The sequence below is a fragment of the Phyllobacterium sp. MT110 genome, assembly GCF_058792715.1.
In genome coordinates this window covers 350,014-374,693 of record NZ_JBXAFE010000001.1, presented here as the reverse complement: position 1 = coordinate 374,693, position 24,680 = coordinate 350,014, and the positions used below count along the sequence as shown (strand labels likewise).

The 24,680-nt window shown below is 61.2% G+C and carries 27 protein-coding genes; 21 read left to right on the top strand and 6 right to left on the bottom strand.

Annotated elements, in window-relative coordinates:
* The first annotated feature begins 299 nt into the window (after positions 1 to 299).
* Positions 300 to 1,778 carry a DUF2778 domain-containing protein gene (locus AC1Q5O_RS01810; protein WP_492561721.1) on the top strand — a complete coding sequence of 493 codons (1,479 nt, stop codon included), beginning with the start codon at positions 300 to 302 and terminating at the stop codon, positions 1,776 to 1,778.
* Positions 1,779 to 2,132: 354 nt separating this feature from the next.
* On the top strand, positions 2,133 to 3,662 hold the full coding sequence (locus tag AC1Q5O_RS01805; RefSeq protein WP_492561720.1) for an ABC-F family ATP-binding cassette domain-containing protein: 1,530 nt from the start codon (positions 2,133 to 2,135) through the stop codon (positions 3,660 to 3,662).
* Positions 3,663 to 3,704: 42 nt separating this feature from the next.
* Here the strand turns inward: AC1Q5O_RS01805 and AC1Q5O_RS01800 are convergent, their stop codons facing one another.
* Both AC1Q5O_RS01800 and AC1Q5O_RS01795 read right to left on the bottom strand, forming a co-directional pair.
* The gene (locus AC1Q5O_RS01800) at positions 3,705 to 5,660 is read right to left on the bottom strand and encodes an elongation factor G (RefSeq protein ID WP_492561719.1); all 1,956 of its coding nucleotides are present in this window, start codon (positions 5,658 to 5,660) and stop codon (positions 3,705 to 3,707) included.
* A gap of 202 nt (positions 5,661 to 5,862) precedes the next feature.
* Positions 5,863 to 6,072: a cold-shock protein gene (locus AC1Q5O_RS01795; protein ID WP_162700345.1), complete on the bottom strand. Its 210-nt coding sequence runs from the start codon at positions 6,070 to 6,072 to the stop codon at positions 5,863 to 5,865.
* A 231-nt stretch (positions 6,073 to 6,303) separates the two neighbouring features.
* On the opposite strand from AC1Q5O_RS01795, the gene AC1Q5O_RS01790 reads away from it, so the two are divergent.
* Positions 6,304 to 7,512 carry a TIGR03862 family flavoprotein gene (locus AC1Q5O_RS01790; RefSeq protein ID WP_492561718.1) on the top strand — a complete coding sequence of 403 codons (1,209 nt, stop codon included), beginning with the start codon at positions 6,304 to 6,306 and terminating at the stop codon, positions 7,510 to 7,512.
* Here the strand turns inward: AC1Q5O_RS01790 and AC1Q5O_RS01785 are convergent.
* A complete protein-coding gene (locus AC1Q5O_RS01785) occupies positions 7,440 to 8,657 on the bottom strand; it encodes an MFS transporter (RefSeq protein ID WP_492561716.1) in 1,218 nt (405 codons plus the stop codon). The two genes, AC1Q5O_RS01790 and AC1Q5O_RS01785, sit on opposite strands and share 73 nt — an antisense overlap.
* 106 nt (positions 8,658 to 8,763) lie before the next feature.
* On the opposite strand from AC1Q5O_RS01785, the gene pdxR reads away from it, so the two are divergent.
* A complete protein-coding gene (gene pdxR, locus AC1Q5O_RS01780) occupies positions 8,764 to 10,257 on the top strand; it encodes a MocR-like pyridoxine biosynthesis transcription factor PdxR (protein WP_492561715.1) in 1,494 nt (497 codons plus the stop codon).
* A gap of 433 nt (positions 10,258 to 10,690) precedes the next feature.
* On the opposite strand, the gene AC1Q5O_RS01775 is transcribed toward pdxR, so the two are convergent.
* Together AC1Q5O_RS01775 and AC1Q5O_RS01770 are read right to left on the bottom strand one after the other, a co-directional pair.
* On the bottom strand, positions 10,691 to 10,831 hold the full coding sequence (locus tag AC1Q5O_RS01775) for a hypothetical protein (RefSeq protein ID WP_223611426.1): 141 nt from the start codon (positions 10,829 to 10,831) through the stop codon (positions 10,691 to 10,693).
* A gap of 384 nt (positions 10,832 to 11,215) precedes the next feature.
* Positions 11,216 to 11,980 (bottom strand): SDR family oxidoreductase, encoded by a 765-nt coding sequence (locus tag AC1Q5O_RS01770; protein WP_472461536.1) that lies wholly within the window; start codon positions 11,978 to 11,980, stop codon positions 11,216 to 11,218.
* Positions 11,981 to 12,206: 226 nt separating this feature from the next.
* Between AC1Q5O_RS01770 and AC1Q5O_RS01765 the strand changes: the two genes are divergently transcribed.
* The 17 genes from AC1Q5O_RS01765 (at position 12,207) to AC1Q5O_RS01685 (ending at position 24,042) form a co-directional block, all read left to right on the top strand.
* A complete protein-coding gene (locus tag AC1Q5O_RS01765) occupies positions 12,207 to 12,386 on the top strand; it encodes a hypothetical protein (RefSeq protein WP_472461537.1) in 180 nt (59 codons plus the stop codon).
* Positions 12,387 to 12,426: 40 nt separating this feature from the next.
* The gene (locus AC1Q5O_RS01760) at positions 12,427 to 13,275 is read left to right on the top strand and encodes a class I SAM-dependent methyltransferase (protein ID WP_492561714.1); all 849 of its coding nucleotides are present in this window, start codon (positions 12,427 to 12,429) and stop codon (positions 13,273 to 13,275) included.
* A gap of 132 nt (positions 13,276 to 13,407) precedes the next feature.
* Positions 13,408 to 13,797 (top strand): DUF930 domain-containing protein, encoded by a 390-nt coding sequence (locus tag AC1Q5O_RS01755; protein WP_492561713.1) that lies wholly within the window; start codon positions 13,408 to 13,410, stop codon positions 13,795 to 13,797.
* Between the two features lie 144 nt (positions 13,798 to 13,941).
* Positions 13,942 to 14,271 carry a hypothetical protein gene (locus AC1Q5O_RS01750; protein ID WP_346305641.1) on the top strand — a complete coding sequence of 110 codons (330 nt, stop codon included), beginning with the start codon at positions 13,942 to 13,944 and terminating at the stop codon, positions 14,269 to 14,271.
* Positions 14,272 to 14,345: 74 nt separating this feature from the next.
* Positions 14,346 to 14,597, top strand: a complete 252-nt coding sequence (locus AC1Q5O_RS01745; protein ID WP_223611432.1) for a GlsB/YeaQ/YmgE family stress response membrane protein — start codon at positions 14,346 to 14,348, stop codon at positions 14,595 to 14,597.
* 289 nt (positions 14,598 to 14,886) lie between these two features.
* Positions 14,887 to 15,312 (top strand): hypothetical protein, encoded by a 426-nt coding sequence (locus AC1Q5O_RS01740; protein WP_464663011.1) that lies wholly within the window; start codon positions 14,887 to 14,889, stop codon positions 15,310 to 15,312.
* Between the two features lie 67 nt (positions 15,313 to 15,379).
* Positions 15,380 to 15,892, top strand: coding sequence for a hypothetical protein (locus AC1Q5O_RS01735; protein WP_464663010.1), 513 nt, complete (start codon positions 15,380 to 15,382; stop codon positions 15,890 to 15,892).
* 108 nt (positions 15,893 to 16,000) lie between these two features.
* Positions 16,001 to 16,264: a hypothetical protein gene (locus AC1Q5O_RS01730; RefSeq protein ID WP_492561712.1), complete on the top strand. Its 264-nt coding sequence runs from the start codon at positions 16,001 to 16,003 to the stop codon at positions 16,262 to 16,264.
* Positions 16,265 to 16,577: 313 nt separating this feature from the next.
* Positions 16,578 to 16,922 (top strand): hypothetical protein, encoded by a 345-nt coding sequence (locus tag AC1Q5O_RS01725; RefSeq protein ID WP_492561711.1) that lies wholly within the window; start codon positions 16,578 to 16,580, stop codon positions 16,920 to 16,922.
* A gap of 84 nt (positions 16,923 to 17,006) precedes the next feature.
* Positions 17,007 to 17,321 carry a cupin domain-containing protein gene (locus AC1Q5O_RS01720; protein ID WP_223611438.1) on the top strand — a complete coding sequence of 105 codons (315 nt, stop codon included), beginning with the start codon at positions 17,007 to 17,009 and terminating at the stop codon, positions 17,319 to 17,321.
* A gap of 199 nt (positions 17,322 to 17,520) precedes the next feature.
* A complete protein-coding gene (locus AC1Q5O_RS01715) occupies positions 17,521 to 17,751 on the top strand; it encodes a hypothetical protein (RefSeq protein ID WP_204276690.1) in 231 nt (76 codons plus the stop codon).
* A gap of 51 nt (positions 17,752 to 17,802) precedes the next feature.
* Positions 17,803 to 18,369, top strand: coding sequence for a GNAT family N-acetyltransferase (locus AC1Q5O_RS01710; protein ID WP_492561710.1), 567 nt, complete (start codon positions 17,803 to 17,805; stop codon positions 18,367 to 18,369).
* 183 nt (positions 18,370 to 18,552) lie between these two features.
* Positions 18,553 to 18,915, top strand: coding sequence for a hypothetical protein (locus AC1Q5O_RS01705; RefSeq protein ID WP_492561709.1), 363 nt, complete (start codon positions 18,553 to 18,555; stop codon positions 18,913 to 18,915).
* Positions 18,916 to 19,220: 305 nt separating this feature from the next.
* A complete protein-coding gene (locus AC1Q5O_RS01700; protein WP_492561708.1) occupies positions 19,221 to 20,663 on the top strand; it encodes a methylmalonyl-CoA mutase subunit beta in 1,443 nt (480 codons plus the stop codon).
* Positions 20,660 to 22,792 (top strand): methylmalonyl-CoA mutase, encoded by a 2,133-nt coding sequence (scpA, locus tag AC1Q5O_RS01695; RefSeq protein WP_492561707.1) that lies wholly within the window; start codon positions 20,660 to 20,662, stop codon positions 22,790 to 22,792. The genes AC1Q5O_RS01700 and scpA overlap by 4 nt, the downstream gene beginning before the upstream one ends.
* A 1-nt stretch (position 22,793) precedes the next feature.
* Positions 22,794 to 23,786, top strand: a complete 993-nt coding sequence (gene corA, locus AC1Q5O_RS01690) for a magnesium/cobalt transporter CorA (protein ID WP_223611443.1) — start codon at positions 22,794 to 22,796, stop codon at positions 23,784 to 23,786.
* Between the two features lie 79 nt (positions 23,787 to 23,865).
* Complete coding sequence (locus AC1Q5O_RS01685) at positions 23,866 to 24,042, top strand: AbrB/MazE/SpoVT family DNA-binding domain-containing protein (protein ID WP_492561706.1); 177 nt, start codon at positions 23,866 to 23,868, stop codon at positions 24,040 to 24,042.
* A gap of 92 nt (positions 24,043 to 24,134) precedes the next feature.
* Here AC1Q5O_RS01685 and AC1Q5O_RS01680 read toward each other — a convergent pair whose 3' ends face one another.
* Complete coding sequence (locus AC1Q5O_RS01680; protein WP_130268915.1) at positions 24,135 to 24,620, bottom strand: GreA/GreB family elongation factor; 486 nt, start codon at positions 24,618 to 24,620, stop codon at positions 24,135 to 24,137.
* Between the last annotated feature and the right edge of the window lie 60 nt (positions 24,621 to 24,680).

Here is a 24,680-nt window from a genome sequence, read left to right as displayed (position 1 = left end):
ACCCGAGGGTTTCATTAATAGGCTCCGCCATCATTTGCGCAAGACGCGATCGATGCGGGCAGCGCGCGGATATGGTTCCAAACGCGCATTATCAACAATGTTCTTTTCGGCACTGTGGCAATTCGTGATCAACAAGACCCCGATACATAAAGAAATTAGTAACCAAGATTCTTCATGCTCCCAGGCAGTCGGCAATTGACGCCAGACACGCGTGTTCCGTGCCTGATGGTTGGTATTGGCCGTGGCGGACCCCTTCGGGGCAGTCGCAGGTTTGAGTAAGCGTTTGGAAAAAGAGTACGATGGCGTTCGCGACCGATACATTCAGGCAGGCTGGTTCCTTTAACCCTTCGGCCTTTCGCGCGGGTAAACCGCGCGGTGCGCTTGTCAGCGCGCTGGCCATCGGCGTCGGCATTGCCGCCACCGTGTGGGTTCTGGCAACCGTGAGCACGACGCAGAAAATGGTGACTTCCTTGGGTGCAAGCCCGGCGGTGCTGCACCATGGCTCCCATGCGCTTGACAGCATCGCGCTTGTCGACCCGAACAATCAGAAGGTCCGCAGGCCGAGCAGCGCCGCACTCGCAGCACTCAATCCCGAATTGCGGCATCGCATTCCCCACGGCGCACAGACGGACGCCAAAAACGCCAATACAGCCGACCGCGTCGTGGTCAGCCATGACGATGCCTTCGCCGAGCCCGCATCCGCGCTGGTGATGCTTGAGACATCGCCATTGTCCGAATCCGACGTCACCGCGCTTCTCAACACGCCATCCGGACCGGTCGACGCCGAGGTGCAGAACGCAATCCGCGCCGCAATGGTGAACAGCGCCCTGGCGCTGGCAGCAAATAACAGATCCGCGCCGGCGCTCGACAGCAGGCCGGTTGGTTCCATACCGCTGCCCGCCAACGCCCCCGACCGGGAAAAACTGGAGATCGCCGCCGCAGGCGCGGCTCTGGCCACGGCATCGGACAATCCGTTCAACGCCCAGCCTGATCTCGTGGACAAGCGCCGCCACGAACCGGAAATACCGATCCTCGCCAGCTACGCACCCTCTGCAACCGAGAGCAACCCGATGATGGGGCCGCTCGCGCCGGACCTTGAAGTGGCCGTGCCCGTGCCGGAAGATGCGCCGGACAGAAAGACCGCCAGCGTGACGCCGGACGATGCGGCCTCTTCCGATGATACGCAGGACACGGTTGACGTTCCCCTCCCTTCGAAGCGGCCGAAACTGGCTGCCGGGACCGCTCCTGCAGCCCCCACCGCCCCGGCAAAACAGCGGCCTGACGTGAAGATGGCTTCCATCCGCCCGGATGATGCAGCCATCGAAGCCATGCCCAGATCGAAAAGCCTGTTCGGATCGCTGTTCGGCGGGTCGCGCAACGGTGTCGCTGTCTATGACATCTCGGCGCGCACGGTTTACCTGCCCAATGGCGAACGGCTTGAAGCGCATTCGGGCATGGGCCACATGCTGGACAATCCCCGCTATACGCGCGAGTCGAACCGCGGGCCGACACCGCCGCATACCTATAATCTGACCATGCGCGAACAGCTTTTCCACGGCGTCGCGGCGATCCGCCTGACACCGGTCGACGGCCGCAATGCCTTCGGCCGCAACGGCCTGCTCGCCCATACCTACATGCTGGGACCGCGCGGCGATTCGAACGGATGCGTGGTTTTCAAGGATTATCGCCGCTTCCTCAAAGCGTTCCAGCGCGGCGAAGTCTCGCGTCTCGTCGTGGTGGAACGCATGTCGTCGTTCTCACGCATGGCCACGCGCTAAGGTCTGGCTTTAATGTTTTATGCCAAGGCAATAGACATTTATTACGGCTGGTGTTATTGAGCATGCAGCTCAATTCAGGAAAGGAGGGCTGCGCATGAATACGTTCTTCCGGCATCATCGCCAGCGTGGCCCCGTCAACGCCCTGCAGATACGTTTGCAGGGCTGACCGGAAACAGCTTTCCATACCCATTCCAGGTCTGCCCTTCGTGGTCACGCAGCGTCTGCTCGCTTTTTGAGCGGCCTTGCGTCTCTTCACAACCCACCGAGCCAACACGGTTACCTCACCGTTTCGTGCACCGACGACAGCAGAAGAGAACTGCGTCGCAGCACAGGCCCGGCAGACCAGAGAATAAAATGGCACTCATCAATGTAAGAAACCTCGGCGTCACCCTTGGAGCCCCGCTTTTCACCAACCTGAGCTTTGTCGTTGGCGCGGGTGACCGGCTTGGCATCGTTGCCGCCAATGGCCGCGGCAAGTCCACCCTGCTGCGCTGTCTCGCGGGAACGCTCGATTCGACCACCGGCGACATCACCCGCACGCGCGGCCTGCGTATCGGTTCTGTCGAGCAGGCCGTACCGGACGCCCTTCTTAGCACCACCTTCTACGACATGGTCCTGCAGGCCTTGTCCGCCGAACAGCAGGAGACCGAAAGCTGGCGCGTCGATGTTGTGCTCGCCTCGCTCGACGTGCCGGATGTCTTGCGCGAGCGCACCGTCAGCCAGCTCAGCGGCGGCTGGCAGCGGCTTGCGCTGATTGCCCGCGTCTGGGTGACCGACCCCGATGTGTTGCTGCTGGACGAGCCGACCAACCATCTCGATCTCGCCAAGATCGCGCAGCTGGAAGACTGGCTGAACACGCTTCCCCGCGATGTACCGGTGGTGATCTGCAGCCACGACCGGGCCTTTCTCGATGCGACGACCAACAGGACCCTGTTCCTGCGGCCGGAGAATTCGCATGCCTTCGCCCTGCCCTACACGCGGGCCCGGGTAGCGCTTGACGAGATCGACGCGGCGGAAGCACGGCGCTACGAGCGCGATATGAAGGTGGCGCAGCAACTGCGCCAGCAGGCGGCCAAGCTCAACAATATCGGCATCAATTCCGGCAGCGACCTCTTGGTTGTGAAGACGAAACAGCTGAAGCAGCGGGCGGAAAAGCTGGAGGATGCCGCGCGGCCCGCCCATCAGGAACGCTCGGCCGGGGCGATCCGGCTTGCCAACAGCGGCACGCACGCCAAGGTGCTGGTGACGCTCGACGATGCGTCCGTCGAGACGCCGGATGCTACGCCGCTGTTCAAAACCGGCAGGAAATGGATATGCCAGGGCGACCGGATCGTGCTTCTGGGTGCCAACGGCACCGGCAAGTCACGCCTCGTCGGCATGATCCGGCGCGCCATCACAGATCCGCTGAGCTCGCCGGACACCGTCAAGGCGACACCCTCGCTGGTGCTTGGCTATGGCGACCAGGCGCTGGCCGACCTGCCGGACCGCGACACGCCGTTCGACACGATCAGCCGGCGGTTCGATATCGGCGACCAGCGCACGCGCACGCTTCTGGCCGGGGCCGGACTTGGCATCGATATCCAGAACAAGCCCAACAGTGTGCTGTCCGGCGGGCAGAAGGCGCGGCTGGGCATGCTGGTGCTGCGGCTGGCCAACCCGAACTTCTTTCTGCTGGATGAACCGACCAACCATCTGGATATTGACGGGCAGGAAGCGCTGGAATCCGAACTGATGGCGCATGAGGCCAGCTGCCTGCTGGTCTCGCATGACCGCAGCTTTGTCCGGGCGATCGGCAACCGGTTCTGGCTGATCGAGAAACGGCGCCTTGTTGAGGTGGAAAGCCCCGAAGCGTTCTTTGCTTCCGTCAACGGCACCTCATCCTGAAAGGGGCGTCGGGCCGTCTCGCCGAGGCGGCCCGGTGCCCGTTCAATGGGCGTGCGCGGCCTGTGCCGTGACGATGGCGTCTGCCTCCTTGCCGTAAAGCTCCTCGAAATGATCGAAGGCCTTGGAAAAGCTGCCGATGCCCTGCGTGGCGGAGCGCAAGGCCCGCCCCAGTTCATCCAGCGAACTGCCGGGGATCATCGCGCGGAAAACGTCCCAGCCCTTGGTGTTGTCATCCCGGTCAAAGCCCAGAACCTGTCCCTTGAAGGCGGATACAATGGGCACGAGATTGCCTGAGTAGACCGACGGTATGTGAATTTCGATGCGGAAGACCGGCTGCATGAGCACGGCCGAGGCCTCCGACAACGCCTGCCGGACACCCATTTTTGCCGCCGCCCGGAAGGCAAACTCCGAACTGTCGACCGAATGGTGCTGGCCATCGGTCAGCATCACGCCGACATCGATGACAGGAAGGCCGAGCGGGCCCCGCTCCATCGCTTCGCGCGAGCCCGCTTCCACCGCGGGGATGTAGTTGCGCGGCACCGCCCCGCCCTTCACCGTTTCGCCAAAGGAAAAGCCCTCGCCGCGCCCGTTGGGATGCACGCTCAGTTTCACGTCGGCAAACTGGCCGGCACCGCCGGTCTGCTTGCGATGGCGGTAGTGAACATCGGCCGGTTTGGAGATCGTCTCCCGGTAGACCGGACTTGGCATGCGGTCGGTGACATTGACGTGGAAGACCTCCGCCAAGGTTTTGCACAGGTCGCGCAGATGCACCGGCCCCTGCACGCTGACGAGCTGGGCACCGGTGCCCTCTTCCTGCGCCACCTTGAGCCCGCGGTCTGTTTCCACCAGTTTCGCCAAAGTTTCGGAAAGCTTTGTTTCGTCCCGCTCGCTTTCGGGAACGAGAATACGCTCCAGCATGGGTGTGGGCGGTGTCGTCCATTCCGGCGCCGCTATGGCTGCATCCACTGTCAGCAGGGACGGCACCGGCAGATGATCCGACTTGACGGTGCTGAACACATCGCCCGGCGCCGCGGTTCCCGACGCCGTGGGGCGCCCGGTTCCAGGGTCCTGCACAGGGCCAAGACGCCCGCCGCCCAGAAGCGCGCCCTGCTTGAGGCCATCCTTCAGTGCGCGCACCAACACGGTCTTGCCGATGTTCTGGCGGTGATAGGCATGAAAACTGACGGCTGCCAGTGCGTTTTCCGGCGTGCTGTTGGCCGCGGCAAGGCGCTTGCGCAGGGCATCAACGGGCGGCGCTTCATGGCGCAGGGCTTTCATCAGGCGCAGCATGCCGTTGCTGTGGCTGGCCGCGCCAAGCAGGACCGGAATGATCTTGTTCTCCCGCAACACGCGCGACGAGATGGCAAAGACGGCATCACTGGGCGGCTCGCGGTCTTCGATCAGCTCTTCCAGCAGCCAGTCGTCGAATTCCGAGAGATGTTCGAGCAGCTCGGCGCGCGCCTCGTGTTCCCGTTCAAGCTCGCTTTCCGGTATGGCGATCAGGGCGGATGTCTGGCCTTCGCGATAACGCCAGGCCCGTTCCGAGATCAGGTCACAGGTGCCGACAATCTTGTCGCCTTCGCGGATCGGAATCTGCCGCAGGACAAGGGAATGACTGCAATAGCCCTGCAGCGAGGCAATGACATCGCGTATCCGCCCTCGCGGTTCATCGATGCGGTTGACAAAGACGATGCAGGGCGTTCCCGACGCTTCGATGACCCTGAGGTACGGGGCGGCGAGCACCGCCTCTTCCGGCACGGGCGAAACGCAAAGGATACAGGCATCGCTGGCGATCAGTGCATCCTGCGCGTGGGCCAGGGCTTCATTGCCGCCCGGCGTGTCCAGCGCGCACCATGCCTCGTTTCCGAAGGTGAATTCCGTCAGATTAAGCCCGTAGGGCGAGACCGACTTCTTTGGCGCGCCCTCCAGCGCGCCGAGTTTTTCCACGAGCGTGGATTTTCCGGTCTGCGAGGGCCCAAGTACCGTAAAGCAGCGCATTCGCGTCCTCCCCTGCTACGATCATAGTCTCGCCTGACAGGATGCCTCAACATGGCCAAAAGCGCCAGAGTGCGGTTGTTTTTCTTGGTTTGGCAGCGCTTTTCCAGCCATGCAAACGAAAACAGGCCGGACTTTCGTCCGACCTGTTTCATTCTGGTCTGTCATCGCGGACCACCATGACGGCGGTCCCGCTGGCGACGCTTTAAGCGGCGCTCAGCTGATCCGCTGACATTTTGCCCGACTTCTTGTCGCGCACCAGTTCGTAATTGATTTTCTGGCCGTCGTTGAGATCACGCAGACCTGCGCGTTCAACTGCAGAGATGTGTACGAATACATCTGCACCGCCATCTTCAGGCTGAATGAAGCCGAAGCCCTTTGTAGAATTAAACCATTTAACTGTGCCTGTGGCCATAATGAACCTCCGTAGGGCAGATGTATCGAGTGTCGCGCATAGCGCACGACGCACCCTTGTAGCGATTTTTTATAGAAGCCGTAAAGCCCATATGCGTGAAAGTGTTAACGTGTCTTGCAACTGTTTTATTACAATGGCGCGACAGAGCCCGGTTCTCCGGCCGGATGGCCTTGCACTTGCGGCGCGTCCGCGCCATGAGTGGGCGCATGGTTTCGGGCGTCGGACAGACATATGCAGGGTAAGAAAATAGCGATTATCGGTGGCGGACCCGCCGGGCTCATGGCGGCAGAAATGCTGTCCGGCACCGGGCACGCCGTGACCGTCTACGACGCCATGCCGACTGTCAGCCGCAAATTCCTGCTGGCGGGAAAATCCGGCCTCAACATCACCCATTCGGAAGATTATGCGCGCTTCGTCACCCGTTACGGCGCCGCATCGGCACGGTTGCGCCCGGCACTGGACGGGTTCACACCGGCCGATGTGCAGCGCTGGGCGGCAGATCTCGGCACGGAAACATTCACCGGATCATCCGGCCGGGTTTTCCCGACGGCGATGAAAGCCTCGCCGCTGCTGCGGGCCTGGCTGCGGCGGCTCGAGGCACGCGGCGTCCGTATCCTGACCCGGCATCGCTGGACGGGCTTTGCCGAGAACGGCTTCGCCTTCGACACGCCCGAAGGCCCCAAAACCATCGATTGCGATGCCGCCCTGCTGGCACTCGGCGGCGCAAGCTGGCCCCGCCTCGGTTCCGATGGCGCATGGACGGCCTGGCTGAGCGGGAAAGGTGTTGAGATCGCCGCATTTCGTCCGGCCAATTGCGGTTTTGACGTCGCGTGGGACGATGGGTTCACGCAGCGGTTTGCCGGCCAGCCGGTGAAATCCGTCACAGCAACGTCGGATGCCGGTACATTTCCCGGCGAGTTCGTCATCACCCGGAACGGGATCGAAGGCAGTCTGGTCTATACCCATGCAGCCAGTCTGCGCGACCGGCTTCAAAGCGAAGGCAGGGCCGCCCTTACGCTCGACCTTGCGCCGGGCCGGAGCGTGGAAAGGCTGGCAAGGGACCTGGCACGGCAGGACAGCAAGGCCAGCTTCGCCAATCGCCTGCGCAAGGGCGCCGGCATCGACGGCGTGAAAATCGCCCTGCTGCGCGCGTTCGCGCCTCCCGCAGCTCTCGCCGATCCGGAAAAGCTGGCGCGGCAGATCAAGGCCACGCCGCTGGCGGTCTTGCGCCCGCGCCCCATTGCCGAAGCCATTTCCTCGGCGGGCGGCATTCGTCTGGACGCCATCGATGACGGATACATGCTCAAGGCGCTGCCGGGCGTTTTCGCCGCCGGGGAGATGCTGGACTGGGAGGCACCGACCGGCGGTTACCTCCTGACCGCCTGCTTTGCCACCGGCCGCGCCGCAGCGCGGGGCATGGACGCCTGGTTGAACCGGTAGACAATCCTGCCCGTCCACATGGCCAGCGCCAGCTCTGCCATGCCGCATGCCAGGATCAACAGCAAAAGCCCGTTCTTGCCCGCATGGACCAGCATCCAGCCGCCGACCGACGGAAAGCCGAACACCCCGACAAAATAGGACAGGACAAACCAAGTGAGCGCGGCAGGGCGGTGTTCGGCGGGCGAGTCGTTGACCGCCTGCGTCTGGATGATCGAGTAGACAAGCCCGTAGCCGATCCCGAGCAGCAACGCGGCCAGCACGTGAAACATGGCACTCGCCGGAACGGCAAACATGGCAATGATGCCAAGAACCATGATGAACAGGAGGACTTGCGCACTGATCTCCTTGGGTGCCCGGTTGACCAGCGGTGCGAGCAGCCAGCGCGACAGGACAACCGTAACCGCATAAATGGCAAAGAACGTGCTTGCCCGTGCCGCAGTACCGGCGACCAGCGCGGTCTGGAATGTCAGGATGCCGGAGAAGACGCAGGCGCCAAGGGCAACCATGACAATGGGATAGATCGCCGCCGTACGGCTGATGGCTGGAAAATCGCGCAGCCACCGGCGTGAACCGCTGGCCGGGTGCAATGCCACCGCCACCCGCTGGAAGGCCGCAAGCAGGACCGCGGCAGCAAGGGCAATGCCGCCGACAATCAGGAACGTCGTGACTGTCGCAAAATGCAGCGTGCGGATGGCAAAATCCGCCAGAATCGGACTGCCGCCGATGCCAGCCATTTGGAACGCGCCGAACCGGGTGAACCAGAATGCACGATCCGCGTCATCCGTTCTTTCAATGACCGCCATGGGCGCCGCGAGATAGAAGGTGCCCCAGCCGAGGCCGATGAGAAACCCGCCAATCGCGACCAGCGGCGTGATGGACGTCAGCATCGCAAGGAGAACAAAACCCGCCGCGACGCTCAAGGCGCCGCAGGCCGCCAGATTTGCCGCACCGGCCCGGCCGGAAAACCAGCCGACAAGCGGCACGCCGACGAAGGTACCGGCCATGGCTGCCGCCAGCGCCAGGCCCGTGTCGACTTCATTGCCGCCGAGCGTGTGGAAATAATCGTTGAGCAGGAAGGTGGCGCCATAACCGGCGGAGGTCAGCAAGGTGCCGAGGAACAGAAAAATCGCAGTGGTGAAGCGCATGGTCTTGACTCGCACGAGGAGGAATAAGTGGCTTCATAAAAGCTGCAATCCTGTATAAAATACAGGTCCACTTCACGCCGTCCGCGTGGACCACTTGGGAGAGGAAATGGCCGTTCCACGCAAAACGCGCCGGCGTGAAAGCCCCGTGCATTCGTTCCAGCCGTTCATTGACAGGGACGTCGCCTCACCCGTGGCGCGCCAACTCTACCTGTCGCTGCGCAAGGCAATTCTGACCGGCCAGATCCGTCCCGCCTCGCGCCTGCCGTCGACGCGCCTTGCCGGCATGGAATGGGGGCTTTCGCGCGGCGTGGTCGCGGAGGCCTATGACATCCTCATCACCGAGGGGTATGCCCACGGCGTGCACGGTGCGGGCACATTCGTTGCGGCCAGCATTCCTGCCCGGCAGCAGACGCCGAAGACACCCCAGACGGAGAAACCGGCGGAGCGCACCATCTCGGCAGCCGCCCGCCGCGCCCTCGCCAGTGCAGGCAGCTTCGATACCAGCACGCAGGTGCCGTTCGTCACCGGCCGCGTGGTGCACGACGAACGGACGAGCGCGCTGCTGCGCAGGCTTGCGGCCCGTCATCTGAATTTCAGCCGCGACCATTACCGCCATGTGCAGGGCCAGGAAGAGCTGCGTGAAGCCATCGTGGCCTACCTCACCGCTTCGCGCAGCGTCCGCTGCGACGCCAGCCAGATCTTCATCACCTCGGGCACACAACAGGCCATCGATCTGGTGGCCCGGACCCTGGTCACGCCGGGTGACCGGATTTTGATGGAAGACCCCTGCTATCCCGGTGCCCGCCACGCATTCGCGCTGCACGGTGCGGAACTTACAGGCATAGAGGTCGATGAAAACGGCCTGCAGACGGCGCTGCTGCCTCCGCTATCGGGCCAGGTGCGTGCAATCTATGTGACGCCGTCGCATCAATACCCGGCAGGCGCAGCCATGTCGCTGCCGCGCCGCCTCGCACTGCTCAATTGGGCGCGCGACAATCACAGCTGGATCATCGAGGACGATTACGACAGCGAGTTCCGTTATGATGGCAGGCCGCTGGCTTCGCTCCAGGGTCTGGATGAAAACGAACGCGTCATCTACCTCGGCACATTCAGCAAGGCGCTTCTTCCGAGTTTCCGCGTCGGCTACGCCGTTGTGCCGCATGATCTCGTGCCGGCGTTTGCAGCCATACGCCCGTTTTTGGACCGCTTCCCGCCCCCGTTTCAGCAGAGTGTTCTGGCGGATTTCCTGGCGGAGGGCTATTTTTCCAGCCATCTGCGGCGGCTGCGGGAGAGCTACCGCAAATCACGCGACCTGCTGGTTGCACTGCTGCAGGAGCAGGTTGCCGATCATCTGACGGTCGCGGTCCCGCACCAGGGTATTCATCTTGTCGGCCGCAGCACCGGAACGTGGCAGGCAGATCAGGCAGTTGCGGCGGCCTGTGCCGCTCGAGGGGTCAAGGTGATGCCGGTTTCGCCCATGCATATCTCAGCAATGCCGCGCCAGGGCCTGCTCCTGGGTTTTTCGGCGCTGACATCCGGTGAAGCGGAACCTGCCACGGCGCGCCTGCGGACAGCACTCGATGAGGTGGCTATCTGTTGACCACAAGCATCTTCATCCGCATGCGCCGGCGCAATCGCCGCATGGCAGCCTGAAAATGGACGTGGGCCATTTCGCTGCACCCCTGCGCCCGGACACATATCTTGTTCCTGTGGTTTTGCGGATCGACGTAAGTAATCCTGGCACGCACAACCATGCTATCCTCACATTGTCTCATGACATTGTATGAGAGATGCTGGTTATGCGCTTTCCCGGTTATTTTTAGAATAGCTCTATTGTGAGTAACGTTAACAGCGCCGGTGCAGGCGATACTGCCTCCATAGACCCAAGAGATGGGAGGAGGCTCGACAACAGCTAATTTCGAAGGACTGGCAGCCGTCGAGCCCCATGCTGGCCCCACGACAAACCAGCGCCGCCATGGTGATCCCCGGCGCGGCGCGGGTCAAATTACAAATCGGCAATGAAACCTGTCGGGTTAGATAAACAGCTTGAACGCAACCGGTATCGCAACGCCAACCATGAAGATTGCCAGAGCACAGGTGCGGCAGACGAAATCGGTCCAGATGCTGTCGTTGTCATTGTCGCTTATCATCGGATCAGCCTTCACATCCAACATGGAATATACGCCCTCCAAGGCTTCAAGAATAAGCCTGCATGCTTAACGACCTGTAAATGCGGTGCGGCAGCTGGAGAAAACGTGCCTGCCGGCCACTGCCCGAACCGGCAGTGGCCAGATGATGGAAGACAAATCAGAGAGATTGTGAGGCTCGACACCGGCCATTGCATGTCACTACCATGGAGAGCACCGAGCCTCTGCCAACAGTCGTTCCATATGCGGCCTGGGCACTTTCGTCTTTGGGGGACCAGTTCGACAGATCGCATACTCACCATCAGCATGCTTACATTTATTGAACGGAACAGGGTGTCAATGGAATAGGTAAATGTACCCAGAAATGTCCGTGGGCCAGGTGCGCGCCATCTCCTCAAACGACGCCCGGCACTATGTCCGGTTGATCGATACGCCGCCATCGACCAGCATGGCAGTGCCCGTGGTGAAGCTGGAGGCGTCCGAGGCAAGATAGAGCACGGAACGGGCTATTTCCGCTGGTTTTGCCAGCCGCTTGAGCGCATGCATCCCTTCGACAAAGGCACGCTTTTCCGGCGTGTCGATCCAGGCTTCCGCCATGGTCGTATCGGTACCACCCGGCAGCAGTGCATTGACGCGAATACCCTGCGGCCCGAATTCCACCGCCAGCGTCTGCATCAGCCCGATAAGCCCCGCCTTGCTGGCCGCATAGGCGGCCGTGCCGGGCATGCCGGCGGTATGTCCGACAAAGGTCGACGTAAAGATCAGCGATCCGCCGCCCCGCCTCTGCATGGCGGGCAATTGATATTTTGCCGCCAGGAAAGCCGATGTCAGATTGATGTCGATGGTCTCCTGCCAGCCGCCAAGCGAAACATCCGGCGTCGGGCCCATTTCGCCATTGGTCGCGGCATTGTTGAAGGCGATGTCCAATCCGCCGAATTTTTCTTCGGCCAGCTCCACCAGAGCCCTGGCATAGGCGGCATCGCCGACGCTGCCCGCGAGCGCCGCGGCCTCACCGCCCTCGCCGGCAATCTCCGCGACCAGTTTGTCCAGTTCATTCCCGCGCCGTGCGGCAACGACCACACGGGCGCCTTCCCGCGCCAACAGCTTGGCCGTTTCGTAGCCGATGCCGGAGCTGGCACCGGTGACAATGGCGGTTTTTCCATTCAAACTATGCATTTCATCGCCTCTTGGATTTCAACAAAGCCGGCATGACAGCCACACCAGCGCGGCCATCAATGGCTTTCGCGCCCGCACCGCGCCACCCGAAACCTGCGGGCTCCGCCCCTCGCCTTGACGGCTCATGACTTCGCTCCCATAATTGTGCCATGCAACCAGACACTCCCCGGCTTCGACTGCGCCAATGGCGTGCGAAAGATCGTGCGCCGAAGGCCGGAGAATCCCCATGAGCAACGAACAGACCTGCCATGTCGCCGTCAGCCAGAAGAATGATACAAGCTGGTATTATGTTCTGGTGATCGATGGTGACGCCGGCCCGCAGATCGGCCCCTACAGGACCGAGCAGGAAGCCCGCAGCGCCGGCGAAAAGGAACTTGCCGATCTCGATCTCGGCGCGGACGAATGATCGCGAAGCGGTGACGCGCCCTCCAACAGCAAGGATTTCCATGTCAGATCCCCATGCGAGCCAACCGGAGACAGGGACACCGGGTGTTTGGGACGACGGCCGGTCACACAACTGGATCGTCCTGCAGGATGCACTGGAACGGATGCTTGGCCCGATCGGCGATGCGGCGATCAAGGCGCTCGCACCGCGGCAGGGCGAGACCTTCCTCGATGTGGGCTGCGGCTGCGGCCGCACATCGCTGGCGCTGGCCCGTGCCGTGGGGCCGGATGGCAGCGTCACGGGCGCCGACCTCTCCCCGTCGATGCTGGCCACGGGCAGCGCCGAGGCGGCCGCCGAACGCCTCGGTAATGTGCGTTTCATCGAGGCCAATGCGCAAACCCATGACTTCGGCCCGGCCCGGTTCGACGGCTTGTTCTCGCGCTTCGGCGTGATGTTCTTTGACGATCCCGTTGCGGCCTTTGCCAATCTGGCCAAGGCGCTGAAACCGGGCGGGCGGCTTGCCTTCGCCTGCTGGCGCGACCGGCGTGAGGTGGAATGGTTCGAAATGCCGATCCGGGTTGCAAGCCGGCACCTTCCCGCCCCCGATCTGCCGGGCCAGGGGCCGGGTGCATTTTCGCTGGCAAGGCCGGAGCGTATTCGCTCTGTCCTGACAGCGGCCGGCTTTTCGGACATCGGTGTCGCGCCGCTTGATCTGACGACCGGCGGCGGCGGCATCGACGAAGTGCTGAGCATCCTCAAGATCGGCTTTGTCGGCGAGCATATCAGGCAGTTTCCCGATGGGGCAGAGGCCGCCTGGGAGGCCATCCGGCGCGAACTTGCCGCCTATGCGACACCGGACGGCGTGTTCATCGCCACGGGCACATGGATCGTAACGGCGCGGCGGGCATAAGTTTTTGACATTCCTGCCGCTTTGGGCAAATTTCCTCTCCCCGCGATTCGACAAGCAGGCCTACCGCCTGATTCCTTAACATCGCTGCCAAGGGTACGGCCCGCCGGCAGATAGAGAAGGCTGATCCCATCCATGAAAAAGCCAATGCTGCTGTTCGCCATTCTTGCTGTTTCCCTGCAATCGGCAGCTGCCATGGACACGAGAATGGAAACCGGCCTCGAGAAACTCGATCCGCAGACCCGGCTCGAACAGCGCTGCGATGTGGAGGCGATGGAGCGCATCCGCAAGGACCAGAACGGCTACAATCCCGACAAGGTGCTGGCCTACGCCTTTGCCGACCCGAAAGTCGACCAGCACGCGATCAAATCGCGCGGTGCGGCCTTTCGCAGCCGGGGCGAGTGGTATCACCTGGCATTCAAATGCGCGACGAATGACGACAATATGGAAATCGTCGCTTTCAAATACCGCATCGGTGAAAAAATCCCCAGGAACGAATGGGGCCAGCACTACCTGGTGCCCTGACCGCATCTTCGGGGCAGCGGCGTGCCGGGCAAATAAGTTACCTCGGCCCATAATTTTGCAATGCTATGGCAATGGTGCACGCCGATTGCTGTTGCGGACCGATGTTTCCCGCCACTCCCATCGCATCGGTTCCGGAGAACCACCATGCGACGTTTCTGCCATGCCCTGCTCTCGGCCACTCTCATGATGAGCCTTGCTCCCGCCATGGCGGCCGAGCCGCCGGCCCTTTTCGTCCAGTACGACACGGACCCATGCACCGATGGCCGCTACAGCGACGGCAAACCGCGCAGCTGCCGTGAACTCCTGCGCATGCTCGAGCGCCGTGACCGCTACCGGGAACGGCGGGAGCGCTACGACCCCTGCACCGACGGCCGGATCAGTGATGGCCGCCCGCGCAGCTGCCGCGAAATCAGGCGCTGGCTGCGTGAACGGGACGACGAGGACGACTGGCGGCCGGGCAAACAGTGGAAATAGATTTTGCTGCGCGGAACAAACGGCGCGATCCGCCGTTTGAATGATCGTGAATGTTCACAACGGAGGGTATTGATATGGGAACTGCAGGCGTGGGCTGGATTGCAGCCATCATTATCGGCGGTCTGGCCGGCTGGCTGGCCGAGATGTTCATGAAGAGCGACACAGGCATCGTCATGAATATCATTCTGGGTATCGTCGGCGCGGTTCTTGCCAATGCCATTCTATCGGTGTTCGGCATCGTTCTGACCGGTTGGATCGGCTATCTCATCGCCGGATTCATCGGTGCCTGCATTCTGGTCGGTGTCGGGCGAGCCATCCGCCGCTGACAGCCGCTGCCCGGCCGGTTGCGTGTGACCGGGCAGTTTTGACGATTTCAGCCGTTTGCCGAAGCGATAACCCGGCAAATGGCGGTTTTCGTTGTGCCTTCGGGTGCCACCTGCCCCGGTGCAGGAAGACGCGAAAGGGAATTTTAAAGCGCTTGATGACAGCCGTTCGAGCTTGCGCGATGCCGGAAAAAGCCTATTAGATCAATGCCAAGACGATTGTTGCAAAATCGTCCAGAAGGGGTGCGGCAGTATCGCGATCCATCCCGACAGGTTTGACCGGAGGGCCCGCATGCAATACCGCTTACTTTATCTCCTGCCCGCCACCTTTTTCATTCTCGCCGCCCAAGGCAGCCAATCACGGGCCGATGGTGACACCTATACAGCCTACAGCAACACGGCCCAGAGCATCACCGGCGATATAGAAATGGACGATTTCAGCATTACCTTTGCCAATGGCGAGGCGCTGGCTTTTTCATCGTTGCTCGGCGACCACTTCATTGTCGATGGAAAGAATCTCAACGCATCAGTCTACAAGGTCGAAACCCCTGCGGATCCCGAACTGGAAAACGGCAACAGGCTGTGCGGGTCCGGCGATGTTTCCTATGTCGCCACCTGGCGCGCCGGCGAAGGGCTGACGGAGGTTGCCGTGTTCACCGGCGACAAGGCGCCGGCCAGCAACAGCGATATGTGCGCATCCTATATTTATCAGGATTAGCAGACGTTCTTGCTTTCGCCGGAACAACGCGATTGATTGACCCGGTGAAAACATGCAGGGGACAGTCATGAGTTTGTTGGCCTGGACCGATGAGCGCTGGTACACACTTCGCAGCGGCTATCGTGATCTCTACAACCCGTCCGATGCGCTTCAGGCACTCGAACAGGGGGATTTCACCCTCGCCTGGGACGAATTGTGGGAAAACCTGCACCATCACGGGGATGTGGACACGGCTGCCTATGCCGCCGTCCCGGAAATCGTGCGGATCGCCTGGCAGCTCAAGCTCAGGGATTGGAACGCCTTTGCCCTTGTCGCCACCATTGAAGCGGCCCGCCTGAACAATGACCGCAATCCCCCGATCCCGGAATGGCTGATGGACGCCTATGAACGGGCGTGGGTCGATATGGCCACCCTTGCATTGCACATCTATCCGAAAGCCGAAGACCCGGCCCTGGTGACAGGTCTCCTGTCGGTCCTGGCCTTTGCCAAGGGAAACAGGACCATTGGCACCTTTGCGGTGGATCTGACCGAGGACGAACAGCGCACTCTGCCCGGGTGGCAAGCCAGCGATTCGCCCTAGGATTGCAACAGTGCCTTCCCGGCGCCGCCGAACCTAAAATTTTTGTCATGTGGGAACCGGGCGCAAAGCCAACGTATTGTTGTGGTGTCAACAGCTCAGAGGTTCAACATGAAAAGCCTGATACTTGCCACTGCGATTGCCCTTACATCCCTGTTGGCGTTCAACGCGCCGTCCGAAGCGGCCCCGCTCTCCGTACCGCTGGTCCAGACCACCAGTCCTTCCGGCACGACGGGCAGCGTTGTCCAGAACGTCGATTACCGGCCGGGCTACCGGCGTCACTATCGCCGATGGAATCGCCACTGTTTCGTCCGGACGGAACGGCACCGTGTGCATGGCCGAATCATCGTCAGAAAAGTCCGCGTCTGCCGCTGATTTCCATCTGAACCAAAACCCGGCAAGGCCGTTCTGCCGGGTTTTTTCTTGTCTGCATCGCCCATTCGGCGCGCGCCAGCGGACCGAATTTGACCTGAGACCCGATTGCTGCCAAAAAACTGTTCCACAGTCACATCGACGTCACAATGGAGATGCCTGATGAGACACAAATGCCTTGTGATCGGCGTGCTTGTTCTTATGTTTGCCCTTCTGGGAGCCCTTGCGCTGTTCTCAAAGAAACAAGCCGGGCCCGGCCAAGTACCGCCCCATTCCCTGCAGGATCCCCTTCGCGCTCCCTGAGATCACAGTGTTCATGGCAAGCATCCGTCTGAAATGGCTGGGATATTTCATACTGGCTGCGGCATTGCCGCTGGCGCTTCTGGCGGGCGGACTACCCGTCAACGAATACGAGGCGCAAGGCATCGACGGCGTGGATTGCGACGGTCCGCTTCAGGTGCTTTTCTATGCCGTGCCGGCCCTGCTGGTGTATGGCACCGGCCTCGCGCTGCACGCCAGAACGCTGCGAAAGCCGTTCAGCCTGGCCGTCGCGCTGATGTGTGCCGCCCTGTGCCTGTTTGCCGGACTGAATGCGGCAGCGGCACTGCGCGAGCAGCGACAGCGGGACCGCACGGCGGAAACCTGCAGCTTCGGACTGTGACAACAGGCCGAGCCACTTGCATTCCCGCCGCGGGCAGGATTGGATCGGCAACGAAAACTGCACCATCAATCGGGAATATGACAATTGGCCTTCCAGTGCGATCTGCCCGCAATACCGACCGTTCAGCAAGACGATGATGCCGTGCGCATAACCCGCTGGGATTTTCAGCCGGGCGCCGTCACGGGCTGGCATGAGCATGGATGGCCCTATTTCGTCGTCATGCTGGTGGATGGAACCCTGCGCATTCACAACGGCACCGATATCACCGACGTGCCGCTGGCCGCCGGCCAGTCCTATCAGCGCCCGTCCGGCATCAAGCACGATGTCATGAACGGTTCCCCGCATGCGATTGCCTTTGTCGAGATCGAGATCAAGAAGCCGGAAGCGCTCATCGCCTAGCTCTGAATTTTCTGGATTTTGGCCCCCTTCCGGGGAAGAAATAGGGCGATAACCAGCCTGCCGACCATGGCTTGCCGGTATCCCTTGACCGCTAGGGCGATTAACAGGTTATCCACAGCGCAGGTTTTTCGCAGCTTGGCATTGCTGCCGTTTGCCGTAAAATCGGTGCTCGCAAGTCAATGAGCACCAGGAGCAGACCGTGATCGATCCATCTGATGTCAATCGCGACGCAGAAACAATCGTACTCACCCTCGACAACAATCTGGCTTCGACAGAGCACAAATATCCAAGTGTCGATCAGGCGTGCATGGCCATTCCCCAGCTTCGGGACGTGTCGAGAATTTACATCAACGGCGATACGCCCATCGAGGCGACCGAGTTCGTGCAGCTGTGCGCCGTACTCGACAAGGGATCGGCCATCCGATCCTGACCGGCCGCTGCCCGCTTGATGAGCTTCAATCGGGCGGATAGGTTGCTGCGCATGATCACAGACCGTACCGCACCCGCCATCGACGACATCGTCACCCCCCGCCTCACCTTACGGCTCATGCCCGCCGATGCGGTCACCGCCTGCCTGGCCGGTGATCTCGCCCACGCCGGCCGCATGACCGGAACATCCATACCGCACGAATTGCTTGAGGACCCCGGTGCGCTTGAAGCTGGCCGGATGCGTCTGGACGAAGACCCGGATTATCTGCCGTGGTCCGTCCGTGCGATCATATTGACCGCGGAACGCCGCATGATCGGGCACATCCGGTTTCACACCCGGCCCGATCCCGATTATCTGCAGTCCTATGCGCGCAATGCCGTCGAATTCGGCTATCTCATCTTCAGAAGTGACAGGGGCCACGGCTACGCTTCCGAAGCAGCCAAAGCCGTCATGGAGTGGGCGCGCGATGTCCATGGCGTCCAGCATTTTGCCGCCTCCGTATCGCCGGACAACCCGCCCTCGCTTCGCATCGTACAGCGCCTGGGTTTTGCCAAGGTCGGCGAGGAAATGGATGAGATTGACGGGATCGAATATGTTTTCCTGCGCGCGGCGCGTTGATTTTGACGTGGGGCCGCACGCCAACTTTCTATAAAGAACACAATAGATTACCGGAACAGCTGAATTGTGACTGCGCATCGCGTGTTGTCGTACAAAATGTGCTGGAACAGCAGAAGAATTTAAGGAACCATTCACTGCTGAACTTGTTTGAGTAAACAAGTATGATGTTCGGGAGTACATCCGATGTCTATCAAGTCTCTTATCGTCGCAACCATGATCGGCTTTTCGGGCCTGGCGCTGTCCGGGTGCGTGGAAGGCACCTATTATCAGGGATATAGCGGCTATGGCGGTTATTATGGTGGCTACGGCGGCTACTATGATTCGGTCTATTTTGGCGGTCCGCGCTATGGACGCAGCTATTACGGGCGCAACTACTACGGGCGGAACTATTACCGCCGCGATTATGGCAGGCGCTACTGGGACAACCGCGGCAATCGTCCGGGTTGGAATGGACGTTCCGGAATGGCACGGTCAGACGGCCGACGGGTCTTCGTTCCCCGCTACCGGACCAGCAATGACGGCGGTCCCGGCCGGTCAAATCAATAACCGGATCAAGGCGGCTGCCGGCCGCATCGATCCCGCGGAAAGCAGGGATTTACCGGTCCGTCACGTCGACGGTGCCGATAGCTGGACCATATCGACCAGCCGGAGCGGGTTTTCCGGACCCAATATCTCAGGGCCATATGTTTTGTTTTATTGCGAAGCAGCATAACACCCCCTAAAGTTGGCAGGAAATATCGGGCCTGACGCAAATTGCGTTTTTGCGTACCGAAAACCAACAGTGACGCCGGTTTCCGGCCGAAATGATCTCATTCGGCGGAAAAGCCGGTTTGATTCGACCGGGAGTGAGCATGGACACGTCTATCCTAAAGGACACGGCGTTTGCCGCGGCAAACCGCGAGGGCTGGGTCAAACTGGCGCAAAAGGCCCTGAAGGGTACTGATTTCCATGAGGCCCTCGTCTCGCGGACCGACGACAACATTCCCATCGAGCCGCTGTATGAACGCCGCAAGAATGCCAAACTGACCCCGCGCCGCAATCCGGCGCAGCCATGGCACATCGTCCAGCGCATCGACGATCCGGACCCGGTTCGCGCCAACAGGCAGCTTCTGGAAGATCTGGAAAACGGCGCGACCGGTATTTCGCTGGTGTTCGAAGGGGCGCCCAATGCGTTTGGCTACGGTTTGCCGTCAACGCGCGAGGCGGTCGATCAGGTGCTGCGCGGCGTGCATCTGGAGATGATCCACCTGCGCATGGACGTGCATCCGAAAAGCCGCGCCTGTGCCGACTGGTTCGTCGATTACATGCGCCCGCGCAACATCAACCCGAAGACACTGAGCTTCGCCCTGGGGATCGATCCCGCGGCAACGCTGGCCGGAACCGGCCGCCTGCGCATGACGCTGGCAGCGCTCAAGGCATCCCTGCCGCAGTCGCTGGCCGGGTTCTTCTCCACCGACCTGCCGGGGATCGTGCTGGAAGCCGATGGCCGCGTCTACCACAATGCCGGAGCAACGGAGGCGCAGGAGCTGGGCGCCATGCTGTCCATCGCATCGGGCCATTTCCGCCTGTTCGAGGAAGCGCGCCAGCCGATTGTCTACGCCGCCCCGCATATCGGTTTTTCCATCGCCGTCGATCAGGACCAGTTCCTGTCCATCGCCAAGCTCCGGGCGCTGCGCCGCCTCTGGGCTCGCCTGCAGGAGGCCTGCGGCATTCCCGCGTCTGCCGCAACCATCCATGCGGAAACCTCCATGCGGATGATGACGAAAAAGGACTGCGAAACCAACACGCTGCGCACCACGATTGCGGCTTTTGCGGCGGCAGTGGGCGGTGCCGACAGCCTCGCCGTCCTGCCGCACACCATCACCCACGGCCTGCCCGACCCGTTTGCCCGGCGGCTTGCCCGCAACACCCAGCTGGTACTGGCCGACGAGAGCAACCTTGCCTTCGTCGCCGATCCGGGAGCTGGTTCGGGTGCGATCGAAGCCCTGACCGACGCCCTGTGCGAGGCCGCATGGAAGGAATTCCAGATGCTGGAAAAGGAAGGCGGCATCCTGCAAAGCCTGGTCGAAGACCGCTTCCAGCAGCGCATCATCGCAGCACGGGCGGCGCGCAACGAAGAATACCGGTCCGGCACGCGTGCGATCATCGGAACGACACTTTTCCCTGCGAAGGAGGAGCGGCCAGTGACCGTGCTTGATGCCCCCCATATGCCGCTGCCGACGGATGGCGTGGTTCACTGCGAGCCGCTGACCTTCCCGCGCATCGATGAAACATTGCAGGCTTCCGCAGAATGAGAGTTCCCGATTTTACCCAGATCGACTGGCAAGAACCCAAAGCGTCTGCCCGCAAGCCGGAAGCAGCGGTGTGGAAAACGCCGGAAGGTATCCGCGTCAAGCGTGCCTATGGCGATGCGGCGCTGAAGGGCCTGCCCCACCTCGACACGTTTCCGGGTTCCGCGCCTTTCATCCGCGGGCCGTACCCCACCATGTATGTCCAGCAGCCCTGGACGATCCGGCAATATGCGGGTTTTTCGACCGCCGAAGAATCCAACGCGTTTTACCGGCGCAATCTGGCGGCCGGCCAAAAGGGCCTTTCCGTCGCCTTCGATCTCGCCACCCACCGCGGCTATGACAGCGATCATCCGCGCGTGGCCGGTGACGTCGGCATGGCGGGCGTGGCCATCGATTCCATTCTCGACATGCAGCAATTGTTCGATGGTATTCCGCTCGGCGAAATGACCGTGTCGATGACCATGAACGGCGCGGTCCTGCCGATTCTGGCGCTTTACATCGTTGCCGCCGAAGAACAGGGCGTCGACCAGAAACTGCTCGCCGGAACCATTCAGAACGACATTCTGAAAGAGTTCATGGTGCGCAACACCTATATCTACCCGCCGCAGCCTTCGATGCGGATCATTTCGGACATTTTCTCCTATACCTCGCAGAATATGCCGAAATTCAACTCGATCTCGATTTCCGGCTATCACATGCAGGAAGCGGGCGCGACCGCCGATCTCGAGCTTGCCTATACCATTGCCGACGGCATTGAATATGTCCGGGCGGGTGTCGCCGCCGGGCTCGACATCGACACCTTCGCGCCGCGCCTGTCGTTCTTCTGGGCCATCGGCATGAACTTCTTCATGGAAGTCGCCAAGATGCGCGCCGCGCGCCTGCTCTGGGCGGTGCTGCTGAAGAAGAACTTCAACCCGAAAGACGAACGCTCGCTCTCCCTGCGCACCCATTCGCAGACATCAGGCTGGTCGCTGACCGCGCAGGACCCCTACAACAACATCATGCGCACCATGATCGAGGCGATGGCATCGACCCAGGGGCACACCCAGTCGCTGCACACCAACTCCTTTGACGAGGCGCTGGCGCTGCCGACTGACCATTCGGCCCGCATCGCGCGCAATACCCAGCTGATCCTGCAAAAGGAATCCGGCACCACGCGCATCATCGATCCCTGGGGCGGTTCGGCCTATGTTGAGCGCCTGACCCACGATCTGGCGACGCGGGCGCTCGCCCATATCGAGGAAATCGAGACGCTCGGCGGCATGGCGAAAGCCATCGAACAGGGCATTCCCAAACTGCGCATCGAGGCGGCAGCGGCACGAACCCAGGCACGCATCGACAGCGGCCAGCAGCCGGTGATCGGGGTCAATTCCTACCGGCCGGCCGATGACGTCAAAATCGATGTGCTGAAGATCGACAATGCCGAGGTGCGGGCCCGTCAGCTGTCGAAGCTGCAGCAGCTCAAGGGCACGCGCGATGTGACCGCCGTCGACGGCGCCTTGACCGCCCTGACCAGCGCCGCCAAATCCGGCGCCGGCAACCTCCTCGATTTTGCCATCAAGGCCGCACGGGCCCGGGCAACGGTCGGCGAAATATCGCTGGCGCTGGAAAAGGCCTATGGCCGACACGTCGCCGATATCCGCACCATTTCCGGCGTCTACCGCAAGGAAGTCGGCAAGAGCGCGGTGATCGACCGGGTGCAGGCCAAGGCCGCCGCCTATGAAAAGCGCACCGGCGAAAAGCCGCGCATCCTCGTCGCCAAGATGGGCCAGGACGGCCACGACCGCGGCCAGAAGGTGATTGCAACGGCATTCGGCGATCTCGGCTTCGACGTGATCGTCGGCGCCATGTTCCAGACACCGGATGAAGTGGCGGAGCTTGCCATTGAGAGCAATGTCGACATTGTCGGCGTGTCCTCGCTGGCAGCCGGGCATCTCACCCTTGTCCCCGAACTGAAAGAGGCGCTGAAGCGGCGCGAGCACGACGATATCCTGATCATTGTCGGCGGCGTCATTCCGCCCCAGGATTTCGATGCCGTGCTGAAGGCCGGCGCGACCGCTATCTTCCCGCCGGGGACCGTGATCGGTGAAGCAGCGGAAAAGCTGATTGATACCTTGCTGGGTTCATTGTGACATGATCGTTGTTTATACGCTTGAAGCTGATCATCTGGCCGCACGCCCGGCCAAGGCCGGCGATGCCCTGCCTGACAATACGGTCTGGATCGACCTGCTCAATCCCACCCATGACGAGGATGTCCAGACCGAGACCTGGACCAAGACGGCCATTCCGACCCGCGAGGATATGGTGGAGATCGAGGAGTCCAGCCGCTTCTACACGGAAAATGGCGGACAGTACCTGACGGCGCCGATCCTCTATTTCACCCAGGACAAGCATCACGCCATCAGCCCGATCTCGTTCATCCTGACGGGTTCGTTCCTGGTTACGGTGCGCTATGCCGAGCCGCGCGCCTTCAGCCTCTATGTCAGCCGGGCGTCGAAGCCCGGCAACGGGCTGATCAACGACAAATGCAGCGGCGTGACCATTCTGCTTGGGATCATCGAAGCCGTGACGGATCGCATTGCCGATATTCTCGAAGGCGTCGCCTCGGATATCGACCAGAACTCCCACACGATCTTCCGCCGTTCCGACAATGACAAGCCGATGACGACGAAGAATTTCCGCGACAGCCTCACGCGGATCGGCGGCCAGGGTGCGTTTCTGTCGAAGGTGCGGGAAAGCATTGCCGGGGTGAGCCGCCTGCTGGTCTACCTCGCCGCCATTACCGAGCAGAACAGCTACAAGAAAGAGACGAAGGCGTGGATCAAGTCGCTGGAGCGCGACACCCAATCGCTGAGCACCTATGTCGACTTCCTCTCCAACAAGATCACCTTCCTGCTCGACACGGTGGTTGGCCTCATCTCCATCGAACAGAACGCCATCATCAAGATCTTCTCGGTGGCGGCCGTCGCTTTCATGCCGCCGACGCTGGTGGCCTCGATCTACGGCATGAATTTCGAGTTCATGCCGGAACTCAAGACGATGTGGGGCTATCCCATGGCCATCGGCATGATGATTGCCTCGGCCGTCATCCCGCTGCTGATCTTCCGCAAGAAGGGCTGGCTGTAAGACGAAGTGATGAGATCAGCGATCTTGATTCACTTGACTGCAGGTGTTGTAATTCATTCGCAACACTGGGGCGCAGATCATGTATGTGGTCACCTTGATCGAGATCGGAGACGAAGTTGGTTTCATTATTCCAGATGAAATTCTTGATCGTTACAATCTTAAAATTGGTGACGAACTTGAGGTTTTAGAAACGGGCAAAGGATTGACCCTAATACCGTCTGCTATTGCTTCTGGGGCAGATAGAAATGGCTTTTGATGCATCCGCAAAGCTGAGCCTGCCTTTTCCGGCTCAATTGGGGCAACCAGCCAAAAAACCCTTGTAAGCGAATGGTTTAAGGCTTTCTCTGGTTATTCTGATTCAACCTGCGGCAGTCCGATCGCGATGATTTCCCATTCGCGGCCGTTGAGTTCGAAAATATCGCCGAGCGATTTGCCGAACATCAGTTGCGCCATGGGCGAGACATGCGAAATCTTGCCGTGGCTGGCATCAGCCTCATCTTCGCCGACGATGGCCCAGCTGTGGCGGGTATCATGCTCGTCGGCGATGGTCACCGTCATGCCGAAGCGCACCACGGAGCTGGCGGGGTCGGGATGGGAAACCTCCGCCGTCTCCCGCCGCGCCGTCCAGTAACGCAGGTCACGCGATGCCCGCGCGATCAGGTCGCGGTCGGCCTCGGCATTGCCCTTGGCCAGTTCCTCATGCAGGGCAGCAATTTCCGCATCGATCATGGCAAGACCGTTTTCGGTCACCAGATTCCGGTGCGGACTGACGGGGCGCTCGCCCAGATCAATCGATGAATTGCTGTCGTCTTCCTTGGTGAAAGCTCTGCTCATCCGGTGAAGGTATGCCTTGCCTGACCAAGCTGCAAGTGCCATCAATCGATTGGCCAAAAG

Coding starts and splice junctions, on each gene's coding strand:
- AC1Q5O_RS01810 (WP_492561721.1), top strand. CDS start 300: ATGGCGTTCGCGACCGATACATTCAGGCAGGCTGGTTCCTTTAACCCT.
- AC1Q5O_RS01805 (WP_492561720.1), top strand. CDS start 2,133: ATGGCACTCATCAATGTAAGAAACCTCGGCGTCACCCTTGGAGCCCCG.
- AC1Q5O_RS01800 (WP_492561719.1), bottom strand. CDS start 5,660: ATGCGCTGCTTTACGGTACTTGGGCCCTCGCAGACCGGAAAATCCACG.
- AC1Q5O_RS01795 (WP_162700345.1), bottom strand. CDS start 6,072: ATGGCCACAGGCACAGTTAAATGGTTTAATTCTACAAAGGGCTTCGGC.
- AC1Q5O_RS01790 (WP_492561718.1), top strand. CDS start 6,304: ATGCAGGGTAAGAAAATAGCGATTATCGGTGGCGGACCCGCCGGGCTC.
- AC1Q5O_RS01785 (WP_492561716.1), bottom strand. CDS start 8,657: ATGCGCTTCACCACTGCGATTTTTCTGTTCCTCGGCACCTTGCTGACC.
- pdxR (WP_492561715.1), top strand. CDS start 8,764: ATGGCCGTTCCACGCAAAACGCGCCGGCGTGAAAGCCCCGTGCATTCG.
- AC1Q5O_RS01775 (WP_223611426.1), bottom strand. CDS start 10,831: ATGTTGGATGTGAAGGCTGATCCGATGATAAGCGACAATGACAACGAC.
- AC1Q5O_RS01770 (WP_472461536.1), bottom strand. CDS start 11,980: ATGCATAGTTTGAATGGAAAAACCGCCATTGTCACCGGTGCCAGCTCC.
- AC1Q5O_RS01765 (WP_472461537.1), top strand. CDS start 12,207: ATGAGCAACGAACAGACCTGCCATGTCGCCGTCAGCCAGAAGAATGAT.
- AC1Q5O_RS01760 (WP_492561714.1), top strand. CDS start 12,427: ATGTCAGATCCCCATGCGAGCCAACCGGAGACAGGGACACCGGGTGTT.
- AC1Q5O_RS01755 (WP_492561713.1), top strand. CDS start 13,408: ATGAAAAAGCCAATGCTGCTGTTCGCCATTCTTGCTGTTTCCCTGCAA.
- AC1Q5O_RS01750 (WP_346305641.1), top strand. CDS start 13,942: ATGCGACGTTTCTGCCATGCCCTGCTCTCGGCCACTCTCATGATGAGC.
- AC1Q5O_RS01745 (WP_223611432.1), top strand. CDS start 14,346: ATGGGAACTGCAGGCGTGGGCTGGATTGCAGCCATCATTATCGGCGGT.
- AC1Q5O_RS01740 (WP_464663011.1), top strand. CDS start 14,887: ATGCAATACCGCTTACTTTATCTCCTGCCCGCCACCTTTTTCATTCTC.
- AC1Q5O_RS01735 (WP_464663010.1), top strand. CDS start 15,380: ATGAGTTTGTTGGCCTGGACCGATGAGCGCTGGTACACACTTCGCAGC.
- AC1Q5O_RS01730 (WP_492561712.1), top strand. CDS start 16,001: ATGAAAAGCCTGATACTTGCCACTGCGATTGCCCTTACATCCCTGTTG.
- AC1Q5O_RS01725 (WP_492561711.1), top strand. CDS start 16,578: ATGGCAAGCATCCGTCTGAAATGGCTGGGATATTTCATACTGGCTGCG.
- AC1Q5O_RS01710 (WP_492561710.1), top strand. CDS start 17,803: ATGATCACAGACCGTACCGCACCCGCCATCGACGACATCGTCACCCCC.
- AC1Q5O_RS01705 (WP_492561709.1), top strand. CDS start 18,553: ATGTCTATCAAGTCTCTTATCGTCGCAACCATGATCGGCTTTTCGGGC.
- AC1Q5O_RS01700 (WP_492561708.1), top strand. CDS start 19,221: ATGGACACGTCTATCCTAAAGGACACGGCGTTTGCCGCGGCAAACCGC.
- scpA (WP_492561707.1), top strand. CDS start 20,660: ATGAGAGTTCCCGATTTTACCCAGATCGACTGGCAAGAACCCAAAGCG.
- corA (WP_223611443.1), top strand. CDS start 22,794: ATGATCGTTGTTTATACGCTTGAAGCTGATCATCTGGCCGCACGCCCG.
- AC1Q5O_RS01685 (WP_492561706.1), top strand. CDS start 23,866: ATGTATGTGGTCACCTTGATCGAGATCGGAGACGAAGTTGGTTTCATT.
- AC1Q5O_RS01680 (WP_130268915.1), bottom strand. CDS start 24,620: ATGAGCAGAGCTTTCACCAAGGAAGACGACAGCAATTCATCGATTGAT.